At 73.5% G+C, this 15,306-nt stretch carries 12 protein-coding genes; 8 read left to right on the top strand and 4 right to left on the bottom strand.

Annotation, left to right across the window (positions count from 1 at the left end; translation table 11 throughout):
• Positions 1–7: 7 nt before the first annotated feature.
• Positions 8–1,504, bottom strand: coding sequence for a helix-turn-helix domain-containing protein (locus tag ACFVQ0_RS14700; protein ID WP_390088836.1), 1,497 nt, complete (start codon positions 1,502–1,504; stop codon positions 8–10).
• Between the two features lie 358 nt (positions 1,505–1,862).
• On the opposite strand from ACFVQ0_RS14700, the gene dnaN reads away from it, so the two are divergent.
• Positions 1,863–2,999, top strand: coding sequence for a DNA polymerase III subunit beta (dnaN, locus tag ACFVQ0_RS14695; RefSeq protein WP_390087961.1), 1,137 nt, complete (start codon positions 1,863–1,865; stop codon positions 2,997–2,999).
• 68 nt (positions 3,000–3,067) lie between these two features.
• Here the strand turns inward: dnaN and ACFVQ0_RS14690 are convergent, their stop codons facing one another.
• Complete coding sequence (locus ACFVQ0_RS14690) at positions 3,068–3,760, bottom strand: hypothetical protein (protein ID WP_390087959.1); 693 nt, start codon at positions 3,758–3,760, stop codon at positions 3,068–3,070.
• Positions 3,761–4,054: 294 nt separating this feature from the next.
• On the opposite strand from ACFVQ0_RS14690, the gene ACFVQ0_RS14685 reads away from it, so the two are divergent.
• Genes ACFVQ0_RS14685 through ACFVQ0_RS14675 form a run of 3 tightly spaced genes read left to right on the top strand, consistent with a single transcriptional unit; the run spans position 4,055 to position 8,387 of the window.
• Positions 4,055–5,548, top strand: coding sequence for a DUF4331 domain-containing protein (locus ACFVQ0_RS14685; protein WP_390087957.1), 1,494 nt, complete (start codon positions 4,055–4,057; stop codon positions 5,546–5,548).
• Positions 5,545–6,885 (top strand): tetratricopeptide repeat protein, encoded by a 1,341-nt coding sequence (locus ACFVQ0_RS14680; protein WP_390087955.1) that lies wholly within the window; start codon positions 5,545–5,547, stop codon positions 6,883–6,885. The genes ACFVQ0_RS14685 and ACFVQ0_RS14680 overlap by 4 nt, the downstream gene beginning before the upstream one ends.
• Before the next feature lie 20 nt (positions 6,886–6,905).
• Positions 6,906–8,387 (top strand): nickel transporter, encoded by a 1,482-nt coding sequence (locus tag ACFVQ0_RS14675; protein WP_390087953.1) that lies wholly within the window; start codon positions 6,906–6,908, stop codon positions 8,385–8,387.
• 1 nt (position 8,388) lies between these two features.
• On the opposite strand, the gene ACFVQ0_RS14670 is transcribed toward ACFVQ0_RS14675, so the two are convergent.
• Positions 8,389–10,389 carry a protein kinase gene (locus ACFVQ0_RS14670; protein ID WP_390087952.1) on the bottom strand — a complete coding sequence of 667 codons (2,001 nt, stop codon included), beginning with the start codon at positions 10,387–10,389 and terminating at the stop codon, positions 8,389–8,391.
• 314 nt (positions 10,390–10,703) lie between these two features.
• Here ACFVQ0_RS14670 and ACFVQ0_RS14665 point away from each other — a divergent pair, with 314 nt between their 5' ends.
• The 3 genes from ACFVQ0_RS14665 to ACFVQ0_RS14655 all read left to right on the top strand — a co-directional run bounded on the left by ACFVQ0_RS14665 (position 10,704) and on the right by ACFVQ0_RS14655 (position 13,703).
• Positions 10,704–12,071: an aspartate aminotransferase family protein gene (locus ACFVQ0_RS14665; protein WP_390087950.1), complete on the top strand. Its 1,368-nt coding sequence runs from the start codon at positions 10,704–10,706 to the stop codon at positions 12,069–12,071.
• Between the two features lie 95 nt (positions 12,072–12,166).
• Complete coding sequence (locus ACFVQ0_RS14660) at positions 12,167–12,931, top strand: GntR family transcriptional regulator (protein ID WP_390087948.1); 765 nt, start codon at positions 12,167–12,169, stop codon at positions 12,929–12,931.
• A 121-nt stretch (positions 12,932–13,052) separates the two neighbouring features.
• Positions 13,053–13,703, top strand: coding sequence for a hypothetical protein (locus tag ACFVQ0_RS14655; RefSeq protein WP_390087946.1), 651 nt, complete (start codon positions 13,053–13,055; stop codon positions 13,701–13,703).
• Positions 13,704–13,775: 72 nt separating this feature from the next.
• On the opposite strand, the gene ACFVQ0_RS14650 is transcribed toward ACFVQ0_RS14655, so the two are convergent.
• Positions 13,776–14,561, bottom strand: a complete 786-nt coding sequence (locus ACFVQ0_RS14650; RefSeq protein ID WP_390087944.1) for an SLATT domain-containing protein — start codon at positions 14,559–14,561, stop codon at positions 13,776–13,778.
• 369 nt (positions 14,562–14,930) lie between these two features.
• Between ACFVQ0_RS14650 and ACFVQ0_RS14645 the strand changes: the two genes are divergently transcribed.
• Positions 14,931–15,266, top strand: a complete 336-nt coding sequence (locus ACFVQ0_RS14645) for a YbaB/EbfC family nucleoid-associated protein (protein ID WP_073733753.1) — start codon at positions 14,931–14,933, stop codon at positions 15,264–15,266.
• Positions 15,267–15,306 lie beyond the last annotated feature (40 nt).

The raw sequence follows: 15,306 nt of genomic DNA, 5'->3' as shown, positions 1-15,306 counted from the left end.
GGCGGCCTCATGGCCGCGGGTGCCCCCCGTCCGGCTGTCCGCCCCCGGTGAGGTCCAGCGCCCGGAAGGCCAGCCACAGGTCGTAGCGGGCGCTCGGCGTCCGCAGCAGCGAGCGCCGCAGTACGGCCTCCAGCCGGGTGAGACGCTTGCGCACCGCCGGTACGGAGATGGACAACGCCGCCGCCGTCGCACCGAGTTGGGCCTCGCACTCCAGCCAGGTGCGCAGGGTGGTGTACGGATCGGCGGTGCGGCCGGCCGTACCGGGGGCGCCGAGCGGGCGCAGCTGCTGGGCCGCCCAGGCGCGGACCGCCGGGGTGCGCAGGATCTCGTCCAGCGAGGGGGCGGGCGTCCGGGCGCCCCCGGCCGGACGGCCCGGCCTGGGCAGGGTGGGCGTGGCGCGGACGGCCAGGGCCAGATCGAGCGCGGCCTGGTCGGCGACCCGGTCCAGGTCCAGGCCCAGCAGCTCGCCGATCAGCCGCAGCCGTGCGGCCAGGGTGTTGCGGTGGATCTTCAGGTGCGCGGTCGCGTGCGAGGAGAACGCGAGCCAGGACGCCAGGGTCGCCGCGAGCTCCTGACTGCCCGGGTCCTGGCCGCGCCTCGGCAGGTGGCCGAGGAGCGGCGCCAGCAGCGCGTCGGCCCACCGCGCCCCCTCGGCGCCGACCATCAGCGCGGGCTCGGGCGCCGCGCCGAATCCCGCGTGCCGGCCGGGCAGCCCGCGGGCGACGGCCAGCGCGTGGAACGCCTGGCGGTAGGCGGTCGCCGTATCGGACAGCGGTACGTCCTCGCTGATGCCCACCACGCAGTCGTCCACCACCCCGGCCACCCGGGGGCCGAGCCGCCCGTCCGCCGGTTCCGGTCCGGCCGGCGCGATGAGGATCAGATGGCGCGCGTACACCGGGCACCGCACGATCCAGGTCCGGCCGCCGGAGAGGTCCGTACAGATCCGGGCCACCTCGTCCCTGCTGTCGCCGGGGCACTCGACGACGCAGACCCGGACGGGGTCGGGCAGGGCGGGTTTCAGCGCGCCGGCCACCTGGTGCGCGATCGACAGCTGGCCGGTCATGAGCAGGTGCAGTACGGCCTCGCGGCCACGCGACTCGGCCAGATCGACCCGGCGCCGCTTGCGCTCCACGGTCTCGGCCGCCCAGCACATGGAGAGCGGCAGGGCCGCGTCGGACAGGAGCACGGCCAGCCGCTCCGGGAGCGGGCGGCGGGCGATCACGGCGAGAACCGGTGCGGCGCTGTCCGGCGGTCCGTCCAGGGCGAACATCAACGCGGTGTGCCCGCCCCGGTCGAGGGCGAGGGAACGGGCTCCGAGCGCCGTCAGCTCCCGTACCCCCTCGGCGGCGGTGGCGGCCGATCCGGCGGTCGCGGCGTCGGGGTCCCGGGCGACGCCGTACAGCACGGTCCCGTCGCGGCCGAGCAGCCCCGCCCAGCCGGCGGCCCGGCCGGACACCCAGCGCAGCAGCTCCCGTGAGCCACCGGCACGGGCGAGTCCGTGCATCCGTATGACGTCGTCGGCGCGACTCCGCGCGTGCACACCGCCCCCGCTTCTGCCCTGCTGCTGCCCTGCTCCGGCCAGAAACCGGAATGCAGAGTACCGGTTTGGCTGTGCGAACTGATACCCCTCACCGGCCACACAGTGCGAACCGAATCTTTACCGCCCCCTACCCCGCGGCCTAAAGTCCGAACGCGGTTGCGGGCCTTTCGGGGGAGAGGCACGGGGGACGACGGCAGCGGCCCACGGGGGTGGCCGCTGTCGTCGGCGCGGCCGCCCTTCCCGCCGAGAGCCGCGTTGTCAGTGGTGACCCTTAGCGTCGGAACCAGAGATGGTCGTCGGCGCACGAGGAGAGGTCACCACCATGGAGTTCCGGATCGAGCGCGGCGCACTGGCCGACGCCGTCGGCTGGGCGGCCCGAGTGCTGCCCACGAGGTCACCCGTTCCCGTGCTGGGCGGTCTGCTGCTGGAAGCGGTGGACGGCCGGCTGTGCGTCTCCGGGCTCGACTACGAGGCGTCCGCCCGGATCGAGGTGGACGCCGAGATCCTGCGGCCCGGCAAGGTCCTCGTGATGGGCCGCAGGCTGCTGGACGTGTGCCGGGTGCTGCCCGAGGGCGCGGTGGAGTGCGCGGTGGAGGGCTCCCGCTTCACGGTGACGGGCAGCGGCGCCGGATTCGGCCTGTCCGTGCTGCCGCTCGACGACTACCCCTCGCTGCCGCCGCTGCCGGAGGTCCTCGGCGCGGTGGACAGCGCGGAGTTCGCGGCGGCCGTCGCGGATGTGGCGGTGGCGGCGGGCCGGGACGACACCCTGCCGACGCTCACCGGGATCCGGCTGGGGCTGGACGGCGACCGGATGACCCTGGCGGCGACGGACCGCTACCGCTTCGCGGTCCGCACCCTCGGCTGGAAGCCCGAAGCCGCGGGCGTCTCGGCGGATGTCGTGGTCTCGGCCCGGCGGCTCACCGAGATCGCCCGCTCCTTCGGCCGCGCGGGCATGGTCAGCCTCGCGCTGGACAGCGGCTCCGCCGGATTCGAACTGGCCGGGACGCGCACCACGGTCCGGCTCCTGGACGGCCGACTGCCGCGCCACGACAAGCTGTTCGCGCTGCGGGACCCGGTCACGGCGGTCACGGAGCGCGAACCCCTGGTCGAGGCGGTGAAGCGGGTCTCGGTGGTGGCGGACAACGACAGCCCGCTCCAATTCGCCTTCCAGGGCGACTCGGTGCTGCTCCAGGCCGGTTACGAGGACGACGTGGCGTCCCAGCGGCTGCCCGCCGCGCTGGCGGGTGCCGAGGAGATGGTGGCCGCCTTCAACCCCTCCTACCTGATGGACGCGCTGGCCTCGTTCGACGCACCGGTCGTCCGGTTCCGGCTGATGGGTCCGGGGCAGCGCGCCATGCTCACCGGGCACGACACCCAGGAGGACGCGCTGGACACGGCGGAAGGGGCGTCGCCGCCCGCGCACGAGCATCTCCTGATGTCGGTACGGCCGTTGGTCTGAGGGCGGCCCCGCGAGTGGGGGGCGCGGGGCAGCCCTGCAGGAACCGGACCTGACCGGACCTGACCGGGTCAGAAGCCGGGGAAGCCGGTGGACGAGGTGCGGCCCGGGATGTAGTCGAAGTTCGGCGTGAGCGTGCCGAGCAGACTGCCGACGCGCGGCCCCTCGTCACCGGTCACCTGGGCGAACATCCGCGACGCCTCGGCGGTGATGCGGAACGGCACCTTCTCCAGCCGCCACCCCGTGAGGCTGGGCCGGGCACCGGCCAGCGTCTCGGCCGGGGTCGTGTCCGCGATCATCAGCTCGTCGGTGAGCGGCACGCCGTTCACCGCGACGCCCGCGGAGTAGCCGGGCGTCGGCATCACGCGGATGTAGGTCGGCTTCAGTGTGATGGTCTTGCCGGAGGGCGCGTGGTGGAAGTTGAGGCCGCCGGGGTAGAAGATGCGCCCCTGGGAGTCGAGGCCGTCGCCCGCCGTCGAGCCGATCGGCATGGAGAAGCTGCGGCCGTCCGGAGCCATCACGAAGGGGCTGATGGCGTCCAGCGTGATGCCGTGGTCCCGCATCCAGCCGAGCAGTTCGTCGCTGAGCGCCACATCGGCGTCACCCCACGGGGAGAGGTACACGCCCGGGAGCGGATCGGCGGCCGCCGTGCGGGCGGACGGGACCTGGGCGGCGGTCGCCCCGGCCGATGCCATGCCCAACGGCACGGTCAGGGCGGCGACTGCGGCGAGGACGGCGAGGCGGCGGATTGCGCGCATACTCATGAACCTTCCAGCTCTGGTGAAGCGGTGTGGGGGGTGCCGGACGCGGCAGTCCGGGAAGTTCCAACAGGTTTCAAGCAAAATCCAGTTGACGACGCAACGGTTGACCCGGCTCGTCGACTCGCTTGGCTGTCGGGTATGTCCATCAACGCATACATGTGCGCATGATCAAACTGCGCCTCACCTATTCGACGGAAACGACCACGCGATCGGGTCTGACCGGCGCGGTGAACCTCCGTCATGATCAACAACGCACCACTCTGGGCGTACCCCGAACGCCGAGCACTGGAGCGCAGCATGCCCGCAACTGGCCTCAGGCCACCGCGTCTTCCACGACGAGTCCCCCGCGTCCGCGCCGCCGCACTGGCCGCGACCGGCGCCGCGCTGACCGCCGCGTCCCTCTGGGGACCCCTGACCGGAAGCAGTGAGGCGGGCGGGCACATCGACGCGCCGTCCTCCCTGACGGACACCGCGGCCGACCTCACCGACGTCTACGCGTTCAGCAGCCCCGACAACGCGGACATGGTCACCCTGGTAGCGAACGTCCGGCCCTTCGAGCTGCCGGGCACCGCGGCGAACGCCCTGGTGGACTACCCGTTCGCGACGGGTGCGCGGTACGAGATCCACACCGACGCCGACGGGGACGGGGTGCCGGACACCACATACCGCTGGACGTTCCGCGACGACGACCGCAGGCCGCTCGGGCTCGGCCCCAAGGTCGGTCCGGCGCCGGTGACTTCGCTGGACGACCGGTCGCTCGGCGTGCGCCAGAAGTACACCCTGGAGCGGGTCACCGGGGACGGCGCCGTCACGACCCTGCTGAACGACGCGATCGCCGCGCCCACCGACACCGGCCGGTTCCTCATGCCGGACTACGGCAAGCTCCGCGGACAGGCGATCCGCAGCCTGCCGGGCGGCGGCCGGACGCTGGCGAGCCAGGTGGCGGACTCGTTCAAGGCCGACAGCCAGGTGTTCGGGCTGTACACCTTCGGCACCCGTGGACCCGTGCCCGGCTGGCTGCCGGACGCCCAGCCGCTGTCGGCGCTCAACGTGAACAGCCTGATCATCCAGGTGCCCAAGCGGGAGGTGGCCCTCAAGGGCGACCCAACGCGCAACCCGGTGATCGGCGTGTGGGCGAGCGTCTCGCGGCAGGGTGCCGACCTCGGGCGGAGTCTGGCGAAGCAGGCGCCGGTGTTCCGGCAGGTCTCTCGGGCCGGGACGCCGCACCTCGCGTTCGCGGTGTACGGCTCGACCGTCGGCTTCTTCAAGCCGGGCGGGCCCGAGGACCGGTTCCAGGCGCGGGCCCCGAAGGACGACCACCTGGAGAACGAGTTCCTGGCCGACACGCTCGACCCCGTACCGCCCCACCGCATCCGGACGGCTCAGGGGTTCGAGGCACCGGACACGCCGCGTACCGACATCCAGGCCCTCTTCCTCAAGGGCATCGGCAAGGACAACGGCTCCGCGTTCGGCTTCGACCTGAACACCCACACCATGAACGCGGACGCGGACCCCGGCCGCATCGTGATGGCCGAGGAGCTCCGGCTCAACCTGACGACGCCGGTCACCGCCTCCCCGCGGCCCATGGGCGTGCTCGACGGCGACCGGCAGGGATTCCCCAACGGCCGCCGGCTCAACGACAACATCGACGGCCCGCTGCTGCGGCTGCTGGAGGGCGAGCCCGCGCAGCCCTCGCCCCCCGGACTGCTCCCCGAGCCGGTCGCCGGTGTGGAGGTCGCGGACGCGCAGCGCACCTTCCCGTATCTCAACCTGCCGCACGCGGGCCCGTGAGGCGCTCGCTCCTGGCAGCCGGCGGGGTGGTGGCCGCGGCCGGGTGCGTGGCGGGACTCCTGTACCTCGGACCCGCCGAGGACCCGCACCCGGCGGCCACCGCCCCGCGGGCCGGTGCGGCGCCCGCCGCGACCGCAGGGCTCGCGGTCGCCACCGCCCGCACGCGCGCGCGGCGCGCGCCGGACGACCCGACGGCCTGGTCGGACCTGGCACGCGCGGAGGCGGAGGAGGCGCGGGTCACCCTGGACGCGAGCCGCCTCGACGCGGCCGACGAGGCACTGCGCCACTCCCTGGCCCTTCGGAAGACGGACAACTACGCGGCGGTGACGGGTCAGGGGGTGGTGGCCAACGCCCGCCACGCCTTCGCCGAGGGCCGTGACTACGGGCTCCGCGCCACCCGGATGGCACCCGACCGGCCGGACGGCTACGCCGTACTGGCCGACGCGCAGATCCAGCTCGGTGACTACCCGGCTGCCAGGGCCGCCGTGCAGCGCCTGCTGGACATCGCCCCGGCCGGGGCGGCGTACAGCAGAGCGGCCTACGACCTGGAGACCAACGGCAGACCGAAGGACGCCGCCATCGCCCTTCAACGGGCCGTGGACAGCTCGTCCACCGCCGACGAACGGGCCTTCGCCCAGGCCAGGTTGGGTGAGCTCGCCTGGTCGCAGGGCGCGGTGGACCGGGCGGAGCGGCACTTCCGGCTCGCGGTCGACGCCGTACCCGGCTACGTGTACGGGGAGTCCGGACTGGCCAGGGTGCTCGCCGTGCGCGGTGAACGGTCGAAGGCCCTGGGCATGTACCGGGAGCTGACCGGACGCGCACCGCTGCCGCAGTTCCTCGCGGAAGCGGTGGAGTTGGGCGCCAGCGGTAGCGGTAGCGGTAGTGGTGGCGGCGGGTCGGTGCGGTCGGAGAAGGCCGCGCTGGACGCGCAGGTGCGGCTGTTGCGGGCGTCGGGCGGCGCGGTCGATCCGCATCTCGCGCTGTACGTCGCCGACCACGGCGACCCGGACGTCGCGGTGGAGCTGATGCGGGGCGAGTGGAAGCGCGCCCGGAGCGTCATCGTCGCGGACGCCCTGGGCTGGGCGCTGCACCGCGCGGGGCACGACGCGGAAGCCGTCGGATACGCCCGCGAGGCCGCCAGGACGGGCTGGGGCAACGCGCTCTTCCGGTACCACCGGGGCGCGATCGAACACGCCCTCGGGCTGCCCGGGGGCGACCGGCACCTGCGCGAGGCGCTCGCCCTGAACCCGAACTTCTCCCCGTACCACGCACCGCTGGCGCGACGGCTGTTGAAGCCGGCGCGGGAGCGGAGCGAGACCGGCACGAAGACGACCTGAAGCCGACGGAGACCGAGTCGATGATGCGAACCGTCCGCGTGCTGCCCGTGGCACTGCTCCTCTGCCTGTCCGCCGCGCCCCTCGCGGCCGCCGCCCCGTCCGTCCGGCCCGCGCACCCCCTGGGCAACTTCAGCCTCAACCACTACGACGGGCTGCGGCTCGCCAGGGACGGCATCACGGACACCGCCGTGGTCGACAGCGCGGAGATCCCCACCGCCCAGGACAAGGACGCGACCGACCGGGACGGCGACGGCGCCGTCTCCGCGGAGGAGGCCGCCGCCCGCGCGGCGGACCGGTGCTCGGCGCTCGCCGGACGGACCCGCGCCTCGGTGGGCGGCGCGCGGGTGAGCTGGCGGGTCGGGAGCAGCACGCTGACGTACGGCAACGGCGCGGCGGGCCTGCCCATCGCGCGGCTGACGTGCGAGCTCCGCGCGGACGCCGACCTCTCCGACCCCGCCGACGTGGTGTTCACCTCGGCGGCCGACGCCGGACGGACCGGCTGGAAGGAGGTGACGGCGGTCTGCGGCGAGGGCGTCCGCCTGGTCCGCTCCTCCGTTCCGGCACGGAGCACCAGCGAGGTCCTGCGCCGCTACCCGTCCGGCGGCCGGCCGTCGGACGTGGTGGCCGCGGACCTCCGTACGGAACCGGGCGCGGCCGGCGCCGCCGGACCCGGCCACCCCGGCGCGGCACCGGCCGTGGACCGGGGTGCGGTCCTCTTCCCGGCGCTGGAGGACCGGCTCACCGCGCTCACCTCGTACCGGGACCTGACCGTGCCGGTGGGGCTCCTCGCGGTGCTGCTCACGATGGTGCTCGGGGCCGGTCACGCGGCGCTGCCGGGCCACGCGAAACTGGCGGTCGCGGCCTGCCTGGCGCGCCGGGAGGGCGGGGTGCGGGCCGCGTTCGCGGTCGGCGCGACGGTGACGGCGACGCACACCGCGGGGGTGCTCGCCATGGGGCTCGCGCTGACCGCGGGCGGCGGCTTCCTCGGGGAACGGCTGCTGGGCCGGCTGGGCGCGGTGAGCGGGGCGGTGATCGCCGTGCTGGGCGCGGGACTTGTGCTGTCGGCGGTACGGGCACTGAGAGCGGGGGGTGCGCGGACGCACGCGCACGGGCATTCACATGGTCACGGTGCGGACGGGCACACGCACACGCACTCACATGACCACGGGCATTCACACAGGCGCAAGGGGCTGCCCGCGCTGCTCGGGGTCGGGCTGGCCGGCGGACTGGTGCCCAGCCCGTCCGCGCTCGTCGTCCTGCTGGGAGCCATCGCGCTCAGCCGTACGTTCTTCGGCATCCTGCTGGTCATCGGCTACGGCGTGGGCATGGCCCTCACTCTCACCTCCGCCGGGCTGCTGCTCTCCGGAGGCGGGAACAGGGTGGCCGCGCTGGCCGAGCGGCGGCTGCCCGCGCTGCGGCGCTACACCCCGTACGGGAGCGTGCTGACCGCGGTGGCCGTCCTGGCGGTGGGCGTCGGCCTGATGCTGCGCGGCCTGGTCTGACTCAGTCGGACTTCGTGTACGTGAGCGTCTCGCCGGTGTCCGTGTTCTCGCGGCTCAGGGTGCCGTCCGGGAGCAGGGTGAGCGTGGTCGGGCCGCCCGGTGTGCAGGACGACATGGGCTGGCCGAGCGTCACCTCGGAGGGGCCGATCCGGAGCGGGGCGTCCCCGGTGACGACGTCCGTCAGATCCGCCTCGAAGACGCAGCGGTAGGTGCCGCCGGTGTCCGTCGGGCCCTCGGCGGTGAGGCTGAGGACGGTGTCACCGACCCCGCCCTGCCTGATGACGAGTTGGCGGGTGGAGTGGCCGACGGCGTTGTCGATGCCGGTGGACCAGGTGCCCAGGTATCCGTCGGGGATGCCGTCCTCGTCGCCGTTCCCCCCGTCGTCGGTGGGGGAAGGGTCCTGGCCGCCTTCGGGGGAACCGGAGTTGGCCCCGGAGGAGCCCTTCGCGGGAGAGGGCGTGCTGGAGTGGGCCGGGGCGGCCGCGGGGTCGCCGCTGTCGCTCATCAGCGCGTAGACGGAACCGCCGGCCCCGATCGCGACGAGCACCGCGATCGCCACGAGCGCGATGGTCGAGCCGGTCCGCCGCCGGGCCGGCTCGGCGGCGGGCGGCTGGGGATGCAGCGGTTGCGGGGTCTGCGGGGGGTATCCGTACGCCTGGTTCTGGTTCTGGCCCGGCGTCTGGTGGGGCGGGTAGCCGTACGCCTGGTGCTGGGCGGGGGCCGGTTGCGGCGGATAGCCGTATCCCGGGGCGGGAGTCGCTCCGAATCCCGGCGGGGGAGTCGCTCCGTACCCCGGAGCCGGGGTCGGAGCCGGAGCCGGGGTCGGGGTCGCCGTCGGATACGCGGCCGGGTACGGCTGGGCGGGCTGCGACGGGCCGACCACGGTGGGCGGTATCGGGGCCGGGGGCGGCGTCTCCTGCGGGGCCGCGTCCTGGGGGCTCTCCGGGTGCGCGCCGGGGGCGGCGTCCGCACGGGTCTCAGCCTCAGCCGCTCTCCCCGGCTCCTCCCGGTCCTCACGCTCCCCGGAATCCGTCGCGTCCGCCGCGTCCGCAGCGTCCGTCGCGTCCTCGGGGTCTTCCGAGTCGAGCAGTTCCACCGCGTGCCGGCCGAGTTGGGCGATGAGCGCGCCCGGGAGCCAGGGCTCCGGGGTGTCGTCCTCGGCCAGCCGGTCCAGTATCTCGTCGGGCGTCGGTCTGGCCGCCGGGTCCTTGCGCAGGCAGTCCCGGATCAGCTCCACCAGGTCCACCGGCACCCCGGTCAGGTCCGGGTCCTCCTGCGCGATCCGGAACAGCATCGCGTGCACCCCGCTGGCCGAGTCGCCGAACGGGAGGCGTCCGGTCGACGCGTACGCCAGCACCGAGCCCAGACAGAACACGTCGCACGCCGTGGTCACCGGCTCGCCCCGCACCTGCTCGGGCGACATGAAGCCGGGGGAGCCGACCAGCGCCCCGGTGCGGGTGAGGCCGCCGTCGGTGACGGTGTCGAGGGCCCGTGCGATGCCGAAGTCGATGACCCGGGGGCCGTCGATCGTCAGCAGGATGTTGGACGGCTTGAGGTCGCGGTGGATGAGCCCGGCGGTGTGGATGGCCCGCAGGGCGTGCGCGAGACCGTTGCCCAGGATGTGGACCGAGCGTTCGGGCAGCGGCCCGTACGCGCCGGGGGCGGGGCCCGCCGAGATGATCGTGCGGCCCGAGACGGTGGCCTGGAGGGAGGGGCCCGCGACGTAACCGGTGGCGACCCAGGGCACGTTGGCGTCGGTGTCGGCGTCCAGCACGGGGGCGGTCCAGCTGGAGCCGAGGCGGCGGGCGGCCATCACCTCCCGGCGGAACCGGTCGCGGAACTCCTGCTGCTCGGCGAGCTCCTCGCGGACGAGCTTGATCGCGACGGTGCGCCCACGGTCCGAGCGGGCCAGATAGACCTGCCCCATGCCGCCCGCGCCGAGTCTGCCCAGCAGTCGGTAGGCGCCGATGCGTTGCGGATCTACGGAGCCGAGCTTTTCCATGGTGTGCAGTCCTCCCCCGTACGGCCACACGCCGAACGGGTCGAGAATAGCGGCGCGGTCGCGCCCCGGCGGGGGGCGGTGGCCGGTCCGTGCCCGGAGTCAGGGCCTTTCGCCCGGATCGGGACGGGCTGTGCACCGCGTCCGCCGCCCCGTGACGGGCGGCCGGTCCAGGAGGGGAGCGGCGGCGCTCCGCCCGGCACCGCCCCGGACACCTGCCACCGCGCGGCGACCCGACACCCTGCCGAACCACCCGCCCCCCTCCATATACAAGGTGGCCATACCGGGCCGTGCCCGGCGGTGCCTACGCTCGCCGTATGACCCCTCATCCCCGTCATGCCGCCGACCCCGCCACCGGCGCGGCCGTGAAGGCCGCCGACCGCGCGCACGTGTTCCACTCCTGGTCCGCCCAGGGCCTGATCGACCCGCTCGCCGTCGCCGGCGCCGAGGGGGCGTACTTCTGGGACTACGACGGAAACCGCTACCTGGACTTCACCAGCGGTCTCGTCTACACCAACATCGGCTACCAGCACCCCACCGTCGTCGCCGCGATCCAGGAGCAGGCGGGGCGGATGACGACCTTCGCGCCCGCCTTCGCGATCGAGTCGCGCTCCGAGGCCGCCCGCCTGATCGCGGAGCGCACGCCGGGCGACCTGGACAAGATCTTCTTCACCAACGGCGGCGCGGAGGCCGTCGAGAACGCCGTCCGGATGGCCCGGCTGCACACCGGCCGCACGAAGGTGCTCTCCGCCTACCGCTCGTACCACGGCGCCACCTCCACCGCGATCAACCTGACCGGTGACCCGCGCCGCTGGGCGTCGGACAACGGCTCCGCGGGCGTCGTACGGTTCTGGGCCCCGTTCCTCTACCGCTCGCCGTTCTACGCGCAGACCGAGGCCGAGGAGTGCGCCCGCGCGCTCCAGCACCTGGAGGACACCCTCGCCTACGAGGGTCCCTCGACCATCGCCGCGATCATCCTGGAGACGATCCCGGGCACGGCCGGCATCATGACCCCGCCGCCGGGCTACCTCGCCGGTGTCCGCGAGATCTGCGACCGGTACGGGATCGTCTTCGTCCTCGACGAGGTGATGGCGGGCTTCGGGCGTACCGGCAAGTGGTTCGCCGCCGACCACTTCGACGTCACCCCCGACCTGATGACCTTCGCGAAGGGCGTCAACTCCGGTTACGTACCGCTCGGCGGCGTCGCCATCTCCGCCGAGATCGCCGCCACCTTCGAGACCCGCCCCTACCCCGGCGGCCTCACCTACTCCGGTCACCCGCTGGCCTGCGCGGCGGCCGTCGCCACCATCCAGGTGATGGAGGACGAGAAGGTCATCGAGCACGCCGCCCACATCGGCGAGACGGTCCTCGGCCCCGGTCTGCGCGAGCTCGCCGCCAACCACCCGTCCGTCGGCGAGGTCCGCGGGATCGGCGCGTTCTGGGCGCTGGAGCTGGTCCGCGACAAGGAGACCCGCGAGCCGCTCGTCCCGTACAACGCGACCGGCGCCGCCAACGCTCCGATGGCGGCCTTCGGGGCGGCGGCCAAGAAGCACGGCCTGTGGCCCTTCATCAACATGAACCGCACCCACGCCGTGCCGGCCTGCAACGTCACCGAGGCCGAGGCCAAGGAGGGCCTGGCGGCACTGGACGCCGCGCTGGAGGTGGCCGACGGCTACACCGTCTAGGACCACCGCGCACCGGCAGCGCCCTTCCCCTCCCACCGGTCCGGTCGGCGGGCTCGGTCTAAGGTGGCCGAAACCGAAACAGGGGAGGGGCGCTCATGCGCGCGAGCGGAGCTGTCACCCGCAGTACGCTGCGGCAGCAGATCGCGGACGCGCTGCGTGACGAGGTGCTCGCGGGGCGTCTCCAGCCGGGCCGGGAATTCACCGTCAAGCAGATCGCGGAGCAGTACGGCGTCTCCGCGACGCCTGTCCGCGAAGCGCTGTTCGACCTCTCCGCGCAGGGCCTGCTCGAATCCGACCAGCACCGCGGATTCAGGGTGCACCAGTTCTCCGTCGCGGACTACCGGTCGATGGTGGAGGCCCGCACGCTGGTCATGGACGCGGTGATCCGGGACGTGTTCCGCGAGCCGCCCCCGTCCGCCGCACGGCAGACGCGGTACCGGGAGGCGCTCGTCTCGGTGCGCCGCCGGGCCGACGAGGCCGCCCGCGCGGCCCGCGGCGGCGACCTGGACATCCTGATCGGCTACGACCTGCGGTTCTGGCGGGAGCTGGGCGCGCTCGCCGGCAACGCGTACATCGGTGACTTCCTGCACCGGCTGCGCGTCCAGGCCTGGATGTTCGCCGTCCCCTACCTGCGCGGCGACGCGGACGTACGGGACTGGCTCTGGCAGGGGCACTCCGACCTCGTCGCCGCGGTCACCCTCCGGGACCGTGAGGCGCTGCGCGCGGTGGTCGACCACTACAACGGCCACGCGCTGAACTGGGCGGACCGGCTGGCGGCCGGCGACCCGGACCGACCCGGCCGGGCACCGCGGCCGCCCGGCGCGGCAGCGGACCCGGATCCGGCGGCGCCGGAGGGCTGAGCGGCGCCGGTCCCCGAAGTCGCTCATGGGGGACCACTGTCCGCGACGTGGCGACCGCATTACGCTGTCCGGAATTACGCTGTGCCGACCATCGCACGCACCCGTTGGAGAGCGAGACTTCGTGGCCTGTGACCTGTGGCTGGTCCCCCTCGTCGATGTGCTGTGCCACAGCCCCGACAACCCCTTCGCCGAAGAGATAGCCGTCTTCGACCAGGCGCTGGGCGCGGCGGGACTGCCGCCCGTACCCGTCTACGCCTATATGCCGGGCCTGACCGGAGACGTGGCCCCGGTCGCGGGCTTCGACTACGACGCCCTGCACTTCCTGCGCCGCGCCTATCTGCTCCAGATCAGCGGCCTCGCGGTCACGCCCGTGGACGAACTGGGCGGCGACTACGAGCAGTTGCTGGAGATGTTCGAGCCGACGGCCCTGCAGTCGCACCTGGTGTGGCATTACGACCACGCGGGCGCGTACGTCCCCCTGGACTTCGCGTACCCGATCTCCAGCGACGATCTGCTGGCGGGCGGCGGCCCGCTCGGCTCCGCGCACGGGCTGCTCAGGGAGCTGGAGTTCGTCGCCCCGTCCATCGGTATCGATCCGGCCAATCCACCGGCCGCCCCGCTGCCGCCCGCCGCCCCCACCGAGCTGGAGGAACCGGCGGTCCCGATCCCTTACGACGACAACCCGTTCGCCCGGGAACGCCACGTCTGGCTCGGCCTGCACGCGGCGGTCACCCGCAGTCTCGCCCAGGGCTCGATGATCATCTTCAGTTGACGGACGCCCTGACGCCCGAGGCGCCCGCCGGAACCCCGCACCGGTGACCGGCCGGAATTCACCGGCCACCGGTCAGCGCGGGGACTCCGGCGGGCGCTGCCGGGGCATGTTCGGCCGGCCCATCGACTGCAACGGGAACCTCGGCTGCGCACCCGGCTCCGCCCGCCCGCCACCCGTACCGCCGGACACCAGCGCCTGCATCCCCATCGGCGCGGGACCGGCCCGGAACTCCACCATCCAGTCCGCCGTCTCAGAGCGGACGAGCTCCGTGACGTCCTCCGAGAACCGCCGCAGCACACCGAGGCACCGCTCGGCGGCCTCGCTCGCCGTCCCCTCTGTCGGGCCGAGCACCTCCCGTACGCACTCGGAGGCCCAGTCGAACTGGAGCACCTGGAGCCTGCGCTGCACGGCCTGTGCCGTGGCGAGATTCCTTATCCAGCCGGAGGTCAGGCCGAAGTACCGGTCGCACGCCATGCACGCGGCGCCCAGCAGCAGCGACAGATAGCCCCAGCCCGCCGCACCGTGCAGCGCCCCCGTCAGATCGAGCAGCGGCAGCGCGGCGCCCGCCACCGCGCCGACCGCGGTCCCCATCCGCAGCACCCTGGCCGCGCGCCGCTTCCACACCCGGTCGCCCAGATACCAGTCGGCGGTGCGCAGCGCGTCGGCCTCGATCCAGCGGTACAGCTCGTCGAGCCGCTGGGCGGGTTCGCCCCAGTCGCCGAGCGGGAAGGGCGTACCGGTCAGATCCCGGCCCGGTGCCCCGGAGCCCGTACCGGAAGGAGTGGCGGAACCGGCCGGACCGGGCGCACCGGAATCGTTGCGGGGCGGCCCTTCGGGCTGCATCTCCGGCTGACTCACCGGGGTACTCCTCTGCATGCTGCATTGCGACGCGTGATGTCGACCGCGTCCTCGACGATGGGCGGATCTCTGCCCTCTGCTCACTGACGCTCGCTGCGACCGGCAGTGCCCCGTGCGTAACCTTGCGTGACGGCTGGTGCGCGTGCGCGTACCGGGACGCATGCCCTTCCTACCGCCGAATGGTGGGCCGCGGGGTCGGAATCGCGGTATTCCTGGGTGTGCGGGGCCTGTGATCAGGTATAGGAGTCCTGCCTTCACTGACTCGATCTCACTCGAAAGAGTTGCTCGTCAGTGGGTGGAGCGCGCCGCCCGGGGACAACGTAGGCTCGGCGTACCGAAACATTTGTCGTCGAAATGCCTGGAGTGACCGTGATTCCCGGTGGTGGTCAGCCCAATATGCAGCAGTTGCTGCAGCAGGCCCAGAAGATGCAGCAGGACCTCGCGGAGGCCCAGGAGGAACTGGCCAGGACCGAGGTCGACGGCCAGGCGGGCGGCGGTCTCGTCAAGGCGACCGTCACCGGCTCCGGTGAGCTGCGCGGCCTGGTGATCGACCCGAAGGCGGTGGACCCGGAGGACACGGAGACGCTCGCGGACCTCGTCGTCGCGGCGGTCCAGGCGGCGAACGAGAACGCCCAGGCGCTCCAGCAGCAGAAGCTCGGCCCGCTGGCCCAGGGCCTGGGCGGCATGCCCGGCCTCCCCTTCTGACCCAGGACGCACCCAGGACATACCCAAGACGGTACGCACC

The organism is Streptomyces sp. NPDC057900 (assembly GCF_042887885.1).
Lineage (GTDB): Bacteria > Actinomycetota > Actinomycetes > Streptomycetales > Streptomycetaceae > Streptomyces.
Note: the sequence above shows the minus strand (reverse complement) of the source record. Positions and strands in the feature narration are given on the sequence as shown.

Coding starts and splice junctions, on each gene's coding strand:
- dnaN (WP_390087961.1), top strand. CDS start 1,863: ATGGAGTTCCGGATCGAGCGCGGCGCACTGGCCGACGCCGTCGGCTGG.
- ACFVQ0_RS14665 (WP_390087950.1), top strand. CDS start 10,704: ATGACCCCTCATCCCCGTCATGCCGCCGACCCCGCCACCGGCGCGGCC.
- ACFVQ0_RS14690 (WP_390087959.1), bottom strand. CDS start 3,760: ATGAGTATGCGCGCAATCCGCCGCCTCGCCGTCCTCGCCGCAGTCGCC.
- ACFVQ0_RS14670 (WP_390087952.1), bottom strand. CDS start 10,389: ATGGAAAAGCTCGGCTCCGTAGATCCGCAACGCATCGGCGCCTACCGA.
- ACFVQ0_RS14675 (WP_390087953.1), top strand. CDS start 6,906: ATGATGCGAACCGTCCGCGTGCTGCCCGTGGCACTGCTCCTCTGCCTG.
- ACFVQ0_RS14660 (WP_390087948.1), top strand. CDS start 12,167: ATGCGCGCGAGCGGAGCTGTCACCCGCAGTACGCTGCGGCAGCAGATC.
- ACFVQ0_RS14700 (WP_390088836.1), bottom strand. CDS start 1,504: ATGCACGGACTCGCCCGTGCCGGTGGCTCACGGGAGCTGCTGCGCTGG.
- ACFVQ0_RS14685 (WP_390087957.1), top strand. CDS start 4,055: ATGCCCGCAACTGGCCTCAGGCCACCGCGTCTTCCACGACGAGTCCCC.